Origin of the sequence: Hyphomonas sp. UBA3195 (assembly GCF_002366485.1) — a bacterium.
In the GTDB taxonomy this organism is placed as follows: domain Bacteria; phylum Pseudomonadota; class Alphaproteobacteria; order Caulobacterales; family Hyphomonadaceae; genus Hyphomonas.
In genome coordinates this window covers 71,624-85,084 of sequence record NZ_DEXB01000017.1, presented here as the reverse complement: position 1 = coordinate 85,084, position 13,461 = coordinate 71,624, and the positions used below count along the sequence as shown (strand labels likewise).

Sequence of the window (13,461 nt, the reverse complement as noted above, 5' to 3'; positions counted from 1 at the left end):
CGATGAAACGCTTCCTTGCCTCCGCCCTCATTTGCGCCGCGCCGCTCTCCATCCTCATCGCCCCGCCAGCCGCCGCCCAATGGACGGTCTATGACCCGGCCAATCACATCCAGAACATCTACCAGGCGATCCGGTCGCTTCAGGAAGTGAACCAGCAAATCCAGCAGCTCACCCATGAAATCGAGATGCTGGAGAACATGGCGCGCGATCTGGAGGCGCTGCCCGATAGTATCGTCGACGACATATTGCGCCGCATGCGCCGCATCGAGGAGCTGATGCGCGAGGCCGAAGGCATCGGCTACCGCGTCGAGGAAATCGAGCGCGAGTATGAAGAGGTGTACCCTGAAGACTATGGCAGTGAACCGCCGCGCCAGGCCGTCCTCGTCGAAGAGGCCCGCGCCCGCTGGCGTCAGTCCCGCACGGCTTACCGGGACAGTCTGACCGTCACGGCGCAGGTCGTCTCCACAGCGCGGGCTGACAGTGACAGTCTCGGCCGGCTGATCGCCGACAGCCAGTCCGCCGTCGGCAATCTCCAGGTCGCGCAGGCGGGAAACCAGATCGAGGCCCTGCAGACTGAGCAGCTGATGCAGATGGAAGCCATGATGGCCGCCCATTACCGCGCCGAGGCGCTGGAACGCGCGCGCCAGCTGGCCGAGGCCGAACGCGGCCGCGCCCGCACCCGGGCCTTCCTCGCAGAGTAGCGCCCCATGGACGTGATCGACACATTTCTCGCGACCTTTATCGCCTACATTGACAGCGGGTTCGGCCTGCTGGCGGGCGATGTCGCATACCTGTCGACCACGCTCATCGCTATCGACATTACGCTGGCAGGCCTGTTCTGGGCGCTCTCCCAGAACACGGACGTGATCGCCGGGCTCCTCAAGAAGGTGCTCTATGTCGGCTTCTTCGCCTTCATCATTGGCAATTTCTCTCTTCTCGCAGGGATCGTCTTTGACAGTTTCGCGGAGCTTGGCGTGACCGCTGGCGGCGGGACCATGACCGCCGATGATCTCCTGCGCCCCGGCTTCATCGCCAGTGTCGGTCTCGACGCCGGTCAGCCGCTCTTGGAAGAGATCAGCGACATGCTGGGGCCAATCTCCTTCTTCCATAACTTCATCATGATCGCGGTGATGTTCATCGCCTGGGCGATCATCATGGTCGCCTTCTTCGTGCTGGCCGTGCAGCTCTTCATCACGATCCTGGAGTTCAAGCTGACGACGCTCGCCGGGTTCGTGCTCGTGCCGTTTGCGCTCTGGAACAAGACGACGTTCCTGGCTGAACGCGTCCTCGGCAATGTCATCACCTCGGGCATCAAGCTGATGGTGCTTGCCGTCATTATTGGCATCGGCTCGACGCTCTTCTCATCCGTGACCGATGCGTTCCGTACCGGCGATGATGTGACGCTCGCGCAAGTCATGGGCACGGTGCTCGCCGCGATCGTCTTCTTCTGGATGGGCATCTTTGCGCCCGGCATCGCCTCCGGCCTGATCACCGGTGCGCCGCAACTCGGCGCGGGTTCCGCCGCAGGCGCGGCCGCCGGTGTCACAGCCGGAACCTATGTCGCCGGGATGGGCGGCCGCGCTGCCGTCGGCGCCGTCGCGGGCGGGGCGTCCTCCGCCGTCAAGGCCGGCGCCAGCATGGCCGGCGCGGCGCGCACTTCTTATACGCTGGGATCGGTCGCCTCTGGCGCATCCGGCGCAGCGGGCGTCGCCGCAGGCCTTGCCGGTGTCGCCCGTGCAGGCGGCGACGCTATGCGTCGCACAGCATCGCGCCCGGCTCAAGCCCTCAGAGACGCCTACCAACGCGGCAGTCAGGGCGCCTGGCGCGCCACCGGCGGGTCTGAGGCCGCGTCCATGCAAAACTCTGCCTCCGGATCATCATCAAGCCAAAGCCCCGGCTGGGCGCGGCGCATGCAGGCGAGCCAGCGCATGGGACAGGCAGGCCAGATGGCCGCGCACTCCCTGCGCGACGGTGATCGCGGCGCTTCGGGCGCAAACCCCACCCTCAGAGACAAGGACGACTAGACGATGGCTTTCAGGCGATCCTCCTCCAGCTATGGACCAAGCCCGTTTCCCGAAACGCCTTACCAGAAGGCGGGCCAGATCTGGGAGTTCGCAGCCGGTTTGCCGCAGGCAAAACAATCCATCCGGGGGATGGATTGTAGGCGAAGAACGCCGCGGCAGCGGCCCGCAGGCTCCCGCTTCAACCCAACAAGACAGGAGGTCTGATCTATGGCGTTCAAGCGTTCATCTTCAAGCTACGGCCGCAGCCCGTTCCCCGAGACGCCATATCAGAAGGCCGGACAGGTCTGGGATGAAAGAATAGGCTCCGCCCGCGTGCAGGCGAAGAACTGGCGGCTCATGGCGCTCGGCTGTCTCGGGCTCTGCTTCGTCACCTCCGGCGCGCTGGTCTGGCGCTCGATGCAATCCACCGTCACGCCCTATGTGGTCGAAGTCGATGAGACGGGTGCGGCCCGCGCTGTGGCTCCGGCCACGACAAGCTACACGCCGACCGATGCCCAGATCGCCCATCACCTTGCGAACTTCATAGAACATGTCCGGGGGCTTTCCGTTGACCCTGTCGTCGTCCGCGAGAACTGGCTGCGCGCCTATGACTTCGTGACCGACCGCGCCGCCACCACGCTCAACGAATACGCCTCCGCCAATGATCCTTTCGCCGATGTCGGGCGCAAATCCCGCACCGTGGACGTGGTCAGCGTGGTTCGCGTCTCGGAGGACAGCTTCCAGGCCCGCTGGATCGAGAAGACCTATGAGAATGGTGCGCTCGTCAGCGCCCAAAGGTTCACCGGCAATTTCACAATCATCACCCAGCCGCCGACGGATGCAGAGACCCTGCGCGCCAATCCGCTCGGCCTTTATGTCCATGCCCTGAACTGGGGTCAGGACCTCGTTACAGGAGAATGATCCCCATGCTTCGTATTCTGCTTGCCACTTCGGCCCTCGCACTTACCACGGCCTGCGCCACGACCGAGCTTGAACCTATCGATGCGAGCGCCTTTGTCGCGGCCAAGCCCGTCGAGGATAGGACCGACTATCCGGTGGAGATCGTCGAAACCGCCGTCGCGCTGCCGCTGCCCGGCCAGATGATGCCCATCGGCGCGCGTGTCACCACCAATGCCGATGGCAGCGTGACGCGGACCTACACAAGGACGATATCGCGTCCCTCAGTGTCACCGGCTGAAGCCATCAGACAGGGCCGCACCGGCGCGCTTATCGAACCTTCGGTCGATGGCTATGTGAACGCGATCCAGGTCTATCCCTATACAGAAGGCGCGCTCTACCGGCTCTATGCCAGCCCCGGACAGGTTTCGGACATTGCCCTGCAGCCGGGCGAGGAACTGGTCTCGGTCTCGGCAGGCGACACGGTCCGCTGGGTCGTGGGCGATACGATCTCCGGCTCTGGAAACACTTCCCGCGCGCATGTGCTGGTCAAACCGATTTCCTCCGGCATTCGCACCAATCTGATGATCGCCACGGACCGGCGCACCTATCATCTGGAACTTGAAAGCACGGACGGCGGCTATATGGCCGCTCTGTCCTGGCGCTACCCCGCGGATGAACTCGCAGGCCTCACTGCCCGCAATGAGCGCGCGATCGCACGGGACGCGGGAAGCATTGAGCGCGGCCTGACGCTGGAAGGCCTGAACTTCGACTATCGCCTCTCCGGCGACAGTCCGGACTGGAAGCCTGTCCGCGTCTTTGATGATGGCCGTCAGGTCTTCATCCAGATGCCGGAGGACATCGCCACAACCGACATGCCGCCGCTTTTCGTGCTCGGCACGGACGGTGATGCGGAACTGGTGAACTACCGTGTGCGCGGCAATTATTATGTCGTGGACCGGCTGTTCCGTGCGGCCGAGTTGCGCCTCGGCGAGCGGAACCAGACCGTGGTGCGAATCTCACGCAACGAGCGGCGCTCGCCGCTGGCTGGCCTGTTCGGGAACTGAGCCGATGTCCGAGCCCATTCCCTTCGACGAACATGCCGAGCGGCTGAAGATCCGCTCCAGCCCGAAGCCGGTGACGCGGATCAATCGCAAAGTATTGATGGTCGGCGCAGGCCTCGGCGTGCTCGCCCTGTTCGCAGCCATGAGCGTTGCCCTCAAACCGCCAACCGCTATCGATCCGGATGCCCGTCGCGAGCTCTACAACACGACGAACACGCGCAAGCCCGAAGGTCTCTCAACGCTTCCGACCAGCTATAGCGACATCACATCCGTCGAGGACCGCGTCACGCGTCTTGGCCCACCGCTTTCGGGCGATCTCGGCGCGACCATGCTGCGCGCCGAACGCGAGCTCGGTATCGAACCGGAATATGTGACCCGGTTCGAGGATGACTTTCGCCCGAACCCAGCCGACGAGGCCGAACGTGCAAGGCGCATGCGCGAGGCCGCCCTTGCCGATGAAGCCGCCCGCGCACCGGTCTTTTTCCGACTCGATTCTCAGAGCGGCACGGCAAGCACCACCGACACCCGTCCTGCTTATCGAGACCCCGCGCTTGATCTGGGTTCTGAGCTTCTGGCGCTCGCCGCTCTGCCGCAAGGCGCACGGTCCGCTTTCGGACAGCCTATCGATACAAATCTCCAGTCCCGCAAGCTCGCCTTTACGAGCGAAGGACCAGCAAGCGACATCTACAATCCACACGGCGTGGAAGACCCTGCCTCGCCGTATCAGGTCATGGCTGGCACGCTCATTCCGGCTTCAATGGTCACGGGCATCAACTCAGACCTGCCGGGCACGATCGTCGCGCAGCTCACCCAGCCCGTCTATGACACCGTCACCGGCCAATACCTCCTCATCCCGCAGGGCTCGCGCCTGATCGGGCGCTACCAGTCGGAAGTCTCTTTCGGGCAGGACCGCGCACTCGTGACCTGGGACCGGATCATCTTCCCGGACGGGTCGTCGATTGTGATTTCCGCGCCAGGCGCTGATGCGCAAGGCTTTGCGGGTCTCTCGGATCGAACCGATCATCATTGGGACCGCGTGTTCATCGCAGCAGGCCTCGCCACCATTCTCGGCGTCGGCGCAGAACTCGGTGCAGACGGTGACGGCGATCTCGAACGCGCGATCCGACGCGGCACGACCGACACCGTCAACCAGGCCGGCCAGCGCGTCGTCGAACGCAACCTTGGCATTCAGCCGACGGTCCGTGTGCGGCCGGGCTGGCCCGTGCGCGTGGTCGTCACCCGCGACCTCATCCTCAGACCCCATCCACAAGGAACAAGCAGATGACCCTACGCCTTGGACAGTTACCCGATCGCACCCCGGTGCGTATGAGCCTCTCGGTCGATCCCGACCTCGCCAGCGCCCTCAGCGACTATGCCGAAATCTACCGGCAAACCTATGGCGCGGAGGAAAAGCCCGAAGCGCTCATCCCCGCCATGATCGAAAGCTTCCTGGCGTCAGATGCCGGGTTCAAACGGGCGCGCCGCGCCCTTCATTCCAACGCCAGCAAAGGAGACTAACCCATGGCGCAGATCGGCACGTTCACCCTGAAAGATGGCAGCTATACCGGCACCATCCGTACCATGACCATCAACGTCAAAGCACAGCTTGTCCCGAACAGTGACAAGGCATCAGATGGCGCACCCGACTTCCGGCTCTATGCCGGCGGGGCCGAACTCGGTGCGGCCTGGCGTCAGGAAAGCAAGGACGGCGAAACCCCGTACCTCGCCGTCAAGCTCGACGATCCAAGCTTTGCCAGCCCCGTGCGCGCCGCCTTCTTCGAGAATGAAAAGGACGGCACCGGCGTCATGGTCTGGAACCGGACGAAGACCAACTAGCAAAGGGTCTGGCGCCCCAATGAGCCTCAGCCTGCATGATCTTGAAAAAGGCCGCCGCATTGCGGCGCTCGTCGTGCGCCATTGCGGTGAGAAGTATTTTCCCCTGTTCGACCGGTTCGACCGGGAAGTCCGCGAGCGGGCCTCGGCGGCCGACCGGATCGAGGACGCCATCGGCGCGAACATGCCCGCTCGGCCGAGAAAGCGAGGGCGCTCTTGATTTCCTCAGAAAGAACCGCTATATATCCCTTCAGTGGAAAGGATCGCTCAATGTCCCAAACAGCAGCCATCGACGCACAGGAACGGGCACGGGTGATGACCATGGCCGTGGTCCGGGCCGCTGAAAAGCTTGGTCTTTCCGGGAAGGACATGGCCCTGATTTTGGGGGTTTCGGAACCGACCGTGTCGCGGATGCGCAAGGATGAGTTCCGGCTGGAGGAAGGCACCAAGCCGTTTGAACTGGGAGCGCTGTTCGTTCGCCTGTTCCGGTCGCTTGATGCGATCACCGGCGGCGACGGCAAGGTGGCCAACGCCTGGCTACGCAATGAAAACCGGGCGCTTGGCGGTCGTCCACTCGATCAGATCAAGACGATTACAGGACTGACCCATGGCCTTGCCTATCTGGATTCCAGACGCGCTCCGCTCTGAGCGGCAAGGCGTATCCCGCGTTTTCTGGCGCTGCGTGGAGGCGCAACACATCGTCTCCACGCTTCAGCTTGTTGATACGCTGGATGAGCAGCGTATTCTCGAAGACATGCTCGAAGAAACAAAGCCGCCTGTACCCCCCGACTGCGCAGGGCTCCACTATCTCTACATGACGCCGTTCCGCTACGGCCTCTATCCGAACGGCTCGCGGTTCCGCCGCGCCGGACCGACGCCCGGCGTCTATTATGTGTCCGAAGAACCGGCGACAGCGATCATCGAAACCGCGTTTCATTTGCTGCTCTTCTACGCAGACTCTCCGGGCACGCCATTTCCGGCGCAGCCGAGCGAGCACACCGCATTCGACGTGCCGGTCCGCACCGACGCAGCCATAGATCTCATGTCAAAGCCATTTAGCGACGCTGCCAACCTCTGGACGCATCCAAACGACTACGAAGCGTGCCAGCAACTCGAAGAAGCTGCGCGTGCGGAGAGTATCGGGCTGATCCGCTATGCGTCAGTGCGCGATCCCGAGCACCGGCCAAATGCGGCTATTCTCTCCTGCGCCGCCTTCGCCGCCGCAACCCCGACACAAAACCAGACCTGGCGGCTATGGTTCAACAAGACAGGCGTGCACACGATATGTGAGTTTCGGGGAGAAAGATTTGGTATTCCAGCGCTTGCATGGGAAACCGACGAAAGACTCAAGCGACTGTTTTCTGCAGATACCACGCAGAAAACTCCATAAAATTGAATTACATAAATAGTCGGATCCCACTGAATCGAATGCTCCATGGAAAAAACACAGAATGAGCGCACTGTCCTCTTCGTCACAAAAGCGACGCCAGAGGATAATGAATTCACAGAGTGGCTCGCCCCGCGCCTTGAGGCTGCAGGATACCAGGTTTTCGCCGACATTCTGAATCTCGAAGGAGGTGAACGCTGGCGAAAAACATTGACCCGTACTTTGCAGGACCGGGCGGTAAAGCAATTGCTGATTTGCGCCGGAGATGGCTTGCATAAAAACGGCGTGCAGGAAGAAATTGGCATTGCAGCCGACGTCTCCCGCACGACCGGTGATGAAAAATTCACGATACCGCTTCGCGTTAGGAGCTTCCGCAAAGTCTTCGGCATGGGAGAACTACAATATCTGAACTTCGAGGATAGCTATGCGGATGGTCTCGCTGATCTGTTAGAGACGCTCGAAAAGCAGAACGTCCCAAAACTCAATGAACCTTTGATTCAGCCGCAATGGGAGCAGCACCGAAGGCGAAATGAGATCAGACTGGAAAACCGCGCCGAAACCCTGACCAGCAATTGGGTCGCGATCGAAAACGCGCCAGACGAGATCGCTTATGTCGCGCCGACTGGACCTTGCGATCGCGACAAGCTGAAAAGGCGCGCGAACAGCTTCGCTTTTCCCACTTATCCTCACTTATCTGGTTTCATCACCTTCGCTTCCCCCTTGGAAATGGCCGAGCATTTCGAGGGGTTCGGACCGATCAAGACGATTGCTACGAGTCGCCTTTCATCTTTCATGGAAAAGGGGTGGTCGGAACTCGACATAAAGAGTCGTGAAGCCAAAAATATTTTAGTCGCGCTATTCCGTCAGGCCTGGGAGCGACGTCTCTCTTCGATCGGGTTTCAAGAATATGGGTGGGCGAGCGGTCTCGGGCATCATGCCGCCCCCGCGCAGATTCGCATCAACGAACGCGTGGCATGGGGGCCAAAGGAAGGCAAGCGTAGGTCGGTTCTGCGGAACGTCGCAAAGGGGCGGGTTTGGTCCTACGGCGTGAGCGCAATTCCCAATCTCTATCCCTTCCCCCATTTCCGGCTCAAGGCTCGGGTTCTGTTTTCGGATATCAAGGAAAACGCTAAAGGAGATGAGGACCGTCAGGGCAGCATCATCGACGATAAGGAGAGGCAGCACCGTCATCGGCGCAGCGACTGCAAGGGCTGGAGGAACAAGTCCTGGCACGGTCGCATGATGGCGTTTCTGGAGCTTGTGGCGGGAGGCGATTCCTATATCTCACTTCCCATCGGCGCGGGCGGCAATCTCGTCCTCAACGTAATGCCTATACAGATGATTTCACCGGTGACGACACCGATCGTCCATGACGACGAGGACGCCGAAGAAACTGATCCCTCGACTCTGGCTGGCGATTTTGACCCCGAGGATGGGGATACCTCCGATGAAGAGGAGGCGCAGAAATGAAATTTGACGTCGTTACGCCGAGACTTATTCACCTCCCGGAACCAGCTCTCTCATTCGGTTTCGGTCAATCGACGGACCATCCCAAAGACGGGCTATATCTCTACGGACCCCACAAAGCGGATGATCGCAACAAGGTCATCACCATAGGCGTCATCGGCACAACAGAGGGACTGGAATATTTCCGGCGCTGGGGGCGCAGCGTGCTCGGCGATGTGCTCGTGCCGCCCCCAAAAAAGACGGACAAGGAACATCGTCTCCATCTCAGCAATTTTCCGGGGATGCCTGCGGCCTTTGGTGTTAGCTTCGACCCCCGAGACTTCATTGAATACGTGGTCGACGGCGACAAGATTGAGACAACCACAGCCCTGCAAAACCACCATGAAGCGGTCGCCCAGACAGTTGAAGTTTTTCTCGAACGCGTTCGCCATCATGACGAAAACGAAGAAAGACGTCCCGACGTCTGGGCGTTTGTCCTGCCAGAAATTATCTATACGCGTTGCACACGCCAGGCTCGGCGCAGCGGCGTGACTCTATCTCCTGGCGAATATGTGAAGCGTCAGAAGCAGCGCAGCAACTTGCCGCTTCTGGAAGATGTAATCGATCTTACGAAAGAAGACATCTTCGATGACGTTCCGGACTTCCATCGTCAGGCAAAAGCCAAGCTTCTGAAGCTGGGCTACACTTCGCAGCTCGTGCGGGAAACAACGCTTGCGCCGGAAGCATTCACAAATGCCCACGGCTATCCTATCCGCGGTGTCCAGGATGCAGCCACAATTGCCTGGAATCTGGCTACTGGTCTCTACTACAAAACGCAGGCCGAACCGCCGTGGAAGATCGCTAATATGCGCGATGGCGTCTGCTATGTTGGGCTCGTCTTCAAGAACCTCCCAAATGACAGGAACAATCATGCATGCTGCGCGGCACAGATGTTTTTGTCAGAAGGCGACGGGATCGTCTTCCGTGGAGCAAATGGCCCTTGGCAAACGGAAAACGGCGAGTTCCACTTGAAGAGCACCGCCGCCCGGGATCTCATCGGCAAAGTCCTTGAGACGTATGAGGAGAAATTCGGCGCACCCCCAAAGGAACTCTTCATCCACGGGCGCGCTGGATTTTCGAGCGAAGAATGGCGCGCCTTTGAGGCAGCCGCTCCCAAGGAAACGAATATCGTCGGTGTTCGAATTAAGACGACGACCGGCCAGGTGAAGCTGTTCCGGGACGGAAAGTATCCAACCTTGCGCGGCACGGCCATGATCCTCGATCAGAATAACGCCTTCCTCTGGACATCCGGCTACGCACCGAGATTGGACACATACATTGGTCCAGAAACGCCAAACCCTCTGAACGTGACTGTACTAAAGTCATCCGGCGAAAGACCGGATATTGAAACGGTGCTGTCCGACATCTTGGCGTTGACGAAAATCAACTACAACGCCTGCAACTACTCGGACGGCCTGCCCGTCACCATCCGATTCGCGAATAAAGTCGGTGACGTTCTGATTATGGGTAGCGCGAGAGGCGGCGGAAAGCAGCCGTTCAAATTCTATATCTGACGGAGAACATGAATGGTCTATGTAAATGGAACCGCACATATCCGTCACGCTCAGAGCGGTCAGGTCTATGAGATTGATGCCGACATGCTCGACTTCGAAAGCGTCTCCAGTGAAGAACGCAGCATGGGACCGGAAACAGCCTATTCGGCAGTCGTTGAACATCCGGAGCTTGGGCAGCTCACCTGGTCGATTTGGGAATATCCAATAGGCGCAGAAAATTATCGCGAGACCGATGTCGGCCCGCATGAATTGCTGAACAACCTTGAGTTTGGACTGGAACACGAACCGCCAGACCCGGACGAAGACGGCGACGAAAGAATAGACGAAGAAGACCGACAGGCGCAGATAGACGCGCTGGTTGAATGGTTCTTTGAGCGTTATGAAGATCCGGCCCAGCGGCTACCCTATATCAGCGCCGAAGGCGGCTACCAATGGATTTATGGCGGCCCTTACGATGCACGCGAGGAACTGGCTGAGAACTTCCCAGACTTGCCCGACGACGTCATCGAAGCTGCTGTCGATGAAATCGAATCTGACGGATTGACGGATTGGGCACCCGTCGCAAGTGCCGAGGACTATGATCAGTATGAGGACAACGAGCCGGATGATTTAGAAGTTTCCGCAATCGCGCGCGACCTTGAAGATTTAATTCAAGGCCTTCCAGAGGCCGTTGCTGAGCCAGCGTTTGAGGTCGGCGGTGATGGCCTGATCCATATGGCGATCCCTCCTGATGCGACGACGCCGGATGCGAACAACCCTTTGCTCGATGAGTTACGTGAGGCAACGCAGGATTTACTACACGAACTCAATGGAACGAATGCGCATACGGATCTTCTGAATGCCGTGCAGCGCTATCACGCTACCATCAGCGCTGATTCGATTTCTATTTCGCAGGTTTATTCTCGCGGCATACGGCTGGCGAACGTCGGTGAGGCAACCGAAAAAGCGATCGCGCGGGACTATCTTCCGTCATTCCCGTTGAGTGTTGAGGCGCATCTGTCCTCTGTGCTGGACCTGAACCGCGCTTACATTATGGCCCACCCGGAAGGACGCAGGATCGCCGAGAATTCTGCCGCCTATCAACGGACGCCATCAGATACAGAAGCAATGCGAAGGGCCGCGGATGATTTTGCCGATGCCGTTGCCAGTGCACGAAGCCTGTTTGCCGATGACGTCCGCGAACTCGTTGTACAGGCATCGTCGCAGATAGGGCACGGCCCCCAGCCAGGCCGGTCGAATCAGAACGCCGCACACACGTTCGGCAACCTGACTCGGTTCATTCTAAAGCAAGTTGGGACCGCAGCCTTGTTCACAGGCGCCGCTCTCGGCGGCGCGGCAATCACGGGAAGTATTCCGGGCGGGGCGTTGGCTGCAACCGGAACCGAGTACATCAATTTATGTTGGAGCTTTTTGGTCGCAAACGCATCCGCCCTTCACGCGATTGCCGCCTCCTTTGGCGCAGACTTGTCCTGGATGTCGTCTGCTGCGCACATTCTCGAGCGACACAAAGCGCAAAAGCCTGACTCATGATTTTGCGGAGCCGCCGACTGCCCAGAGTACATTTTCGCGATCAAACAACTCCATCACCCGAGGATCAAACGGGTGGATGATCTTGAGCAGTTCGTCACGCCGATACTCAAGCGAGCCACCGTCGCCATAGACGGGTCTTGTCGTCTTGTGGCCCATGAGCAGGCATCGCAGGCCGTAGTCGATATTGGCTTCCTGCATGCGTTTCTCGAAGGCGTGGCGGAATGAGTAGATCTTGTGGTCGGGCGACTCCAGCAGGCCGCGATTGCGGAAGTTCTTCATCATGTTGGCGGAGAAAAGCTCGCCCTTGTCGTAGTAGTGGGCAAAGGCTTTCGGCGCCGCGCGCTTTGCCGCTTCGAGTGCGATGCCGACCAGCGGAATGTCCCTCTCGGAGGTGTCGGTCTTCACTTCGCGGTCCGTCCGTGCGCGGATGGAGATGTAGGGCACCGGCTCATCAATGTGAAAATCTTCAACGCGTAGGTTGATGATCTCACTCGGTCGGCATCCTGTCTCGATCAGCATCAGCGTAATGAGCTGCAGTTCCGGCCGCCATTTACGGGTAGCACCCGGCGCAAGAATCTTCTCCCGCACCCAGTTGGATGAGAATGGCGGCACTTCGGTTCTCGCCTTCGCCTTGAAGTGCATATTGCGGAAGGGGTTCGGACGTTCCTCTTCGCCAATGTGCTTGAAGTAATCGGCATAGAGCGAACGGATATTGCCGATGTGACGGTTAGCGGTGTTAGGCGCGACCGGCTTTGCGTTCTGATCCTTGGGTCTGACCTGTTTGGCCCAGTGCTTCTGGTAATTGAGCGCGAGGTCACGGGTGATCTCCTCAAGGGCAATGTCACCGGCAAAGTCGATAAAATACTGAACTGAGGTTCGCTTAGTTTTCTCCCACGATGCGCGTTGGTTCGGCGATTTGTACAGCTGCGCGTTGTACGCGATCTCGTTCACATAGACTTCGAAAGCCTCGGACACGCTGACAGTCGGTTTCGGCGCGCCGCCAAGCAGCGCTTCGGCGTCCCGCACTTTGGGGATTTCGGCGGGCCCTGCGTTCTGATGAACCGCAAGCAGCCGTGCCAGCGCCTCTTCAAGCGGCGCAACAGTCGCGAGATGGTCGATGGGCTGATAGGTGAAGCCGCTCGCCAGCGCCTTGACGGTCGCCATGCGATAGCGGCGACGAACGGCCTCCGAAGTTTCCCGACTGGATGAGGGCCCGACCTCTTCGGCGATCTTCAACGATGCCCAGTAATGGTCATCGGCTTCGGCCAGCAAGTCGCGCTTGTAGCGAGCCTGGTCGATTGAAGTGGTCCCCAGCGATTCCTTGATCCGCTTGCGCGAATCAAGGTGCGCGAACTTACTCGGCACACGGCGGTTATACCACCAGACGCGGCCTCGCTGTTCGAGGTAGGAATTGTCGTCGACGCGCTTCATGACGCCGACCATTGGTCCACAATCTGGTCCCATTTTGGTCCACAGATTCCGGCCATTTTATGCAAAGCGAAGCAAACGAGATCAAAAATATCGTTTAACTTCAATGCTTTACACGGAAACCATTTCGAGAGAAATGGCGCGAGTGACGGGGCTCGAACCCGCGACCTCCGGCGTGACAGGCCGGCACTCTAACCAGCTGAGCTACACCCGCGCATTTCCTTGCCGAAACTCGGCGAAGCGCTTCTCTATTAAACCCGGCATGGCGGGTCAAGCGGGGAACTTCACGCGAATTTGCA

General features: G+C 59.6%; 14 protein-coding genes and 1 tRNA gene. 13 read left to right on the top strand and 2 right to left on the bottom strand.

Features of this window, described 5'->3' with window-relative positions; genetic code table 11:
• The first annotated feature begins 2 nt into the window (after positions 1-2).
• The 13 genes from trbJ to B2344_RS05860 all read left to right on the top strand — a co-directional run bounded on the left by trbJ (position 3) and on the right by B2344_RS05860 (position 11,734).
• Entirely contained in the window at positions 3-701 is a 699-nt protein-coding gene (trbJ, locus tag B2344_RS05920; RefSeq protein ID WP_035549553.1) for a P-type conjugative transfer protein TrbJ, read from the top strand.
• A 6-nt stretch (positions 702-707) separates the two neighbouring features.
• Positions 708-2,024, top strand: coding sequence for a P-type conjugative transfer protein TrbL (gene trbL, locus B2344_RS05915; RefSeq protein WP_035549552.1), 1,317 nt, complete (start codon positions 708-710; stop codon positions 2,022-2,024).
• Positions 2,025-2,231: 207 nt separating this feature from the next.
• Entirely contained in the window at positions 2,232-2,924 is a 693-nt protein-coding gene (gene trbF, locus B2344_RS05910) for a conjugal transfer protein TrbF (protein ID WP_035549550.1), read from the top strand.
• A gap of 5 nt (positions 2,925-2,929) precedes the next feature.
• Positions 2,930-3,967 (top strand): P-type conjugative transfer protein TrbG, encoded by a 1,038-nt coding sequence (gene trbG, locus B2344_RS05905; protein WP_035549589.1) that lies wholly within the window; start codon positions 2,930-2,932, stop codon positions 3,965-3,967.
• 4 nt (positions 3,968-3,971) lie between these two features.
• Positions 3,972-5,249, top strand: coding sequence for a TrbI/VirB10 family protein (locus tag B2344_RS05900; RefSeq protein ID WP_065383282.1), 1,278 nt, complete (start codon positions 3,972-3,974; stop codon positions 5,247-5,249).
• Positions 5,246-5,482 carry a DUF2274 domain-containing protein gene (locus B2344_RS05895; protein WP_035549547.1) on the top strand — a complete coding sequence of 79 codons (237 nt, stop codon included), beginning with the start codon at positions 5,246-5,248 and terminating at the stop codon, positions 5,480-5,482. The genes B2344_RS05900 and B2344_RS05895 overlap by 4 nt, the downstream gene beginning before the upstream one ends.
• Positions 5,483-5,485: 3 nt before the next feature.
• A complete protein-coding gene (locus B2344_RS05890; RefSeq protein ID WP_035549546.1) occupies positions 5,486-5,800 on the top strand; it encodes a DUF736 domain-containing protein in 315 nt (104 codons plus the stop codon).
• 19 nt (positions 5,801-5,819) lie between these two features.
• Positions 5,820-6,017, top strand: a complete 198-nt coding sequence (locus B2344_RS05885) for a hypothetical protein (protein ID WP_035549544.1) — start codon at positions 5,820-5,822, stop codon at positions 6,015-6,017.
• 50 nt (positions 6,018-6,067) lie between these two features.
• Entirely contained in the window at positions 6,068-6,445 is a 378-nt protein-coding gene (locus B2344_RS05880; RefSeq protein WP_035549543.1) for an antitoxin Xre/MbcA/ParS toxin-binding domain-containing protein, read from the top strand.
• Positions 6,405-7,187: an RES family NAD+ phosphorylase gene (locus tag B2344_RS05875; RefSeq protein WP_035549541.1), complete on the top strand. Its 783-nt coding sequence runs from the start codon at positions 6,405-6,407 to the stop codon at positions 7,185-7,187. The genes B2344_RS05880 and B2344_RS05875 overlap by 41 nt, the downstream gene beginning before the upstream one ends.
• A gap of 45 nt (positions 7,188-7,232) precedes the next feature.
• Positions 7,233-8,654, top strand: a complete 1,422-nt coding sequence (locus tag B2344_RS05870) for a toll/interleukin-1 receptor domain-containing protein (RefSeq protein WP_051602527.1) — start codon at positions 7,233-7,235, stop codon at positions 8,652-8,654.
• The gene (locus tag B2344_RS05865; protein ID WP_035549539.1) at positions 8,651-10,204 is read left to right on the top strand and encodes an argonaute/piwi family protein; all 1,554 of its coding nucleotides are present in this window, start codon (positions 8,651-8,653) and stop codon (positions 10,202-10,204) included. The genes B2344_RS05870 and B2344_RS05865 overlap by 4 nt, the downstream gene beginning before the upstream one ends.
• A gap of 12 nt (positions 10,205-10,216) precedes the next feature.
• A complete protein-coding gene (locus tag B2344_RS05860) occupies positions 10,217-11,734 on the top strand; it encodes a hypothetical protein (RefSeq protein ID WP_051602526.1) in 1,518 nt (505 codons plus the stop codon).
• Here B2344_RS05860 and B2344_RS05855 read toward each other — a convergent pair.
• Both B2344_RS05855 and B2344_RS05850 read right to left on the bottom strand, forming a co-directional pair.
• Positions 11,729-13,198, bottom strand: coding sequence for a DUF6538 domain-containing protein (locus B2344_RS05855; protein WP_233346128.1), 1,470 nt, complete (start codon positions 13,196-13,198; stop codon positions 11,729-11,731). The two genes, B2344_RS05860 and B2344_RS05855, sit on opposite strands and share 6 nt — an antisense overlap.
• Positions 13,199-13,299: 101 nt before the next feature.
• Positions 13,300-13,376 (bottom strand) — tRNA-Asp (locus B2344_RS05850).
• Positions 13,377-13,461 lie beyond the last annotated feature (85 nt).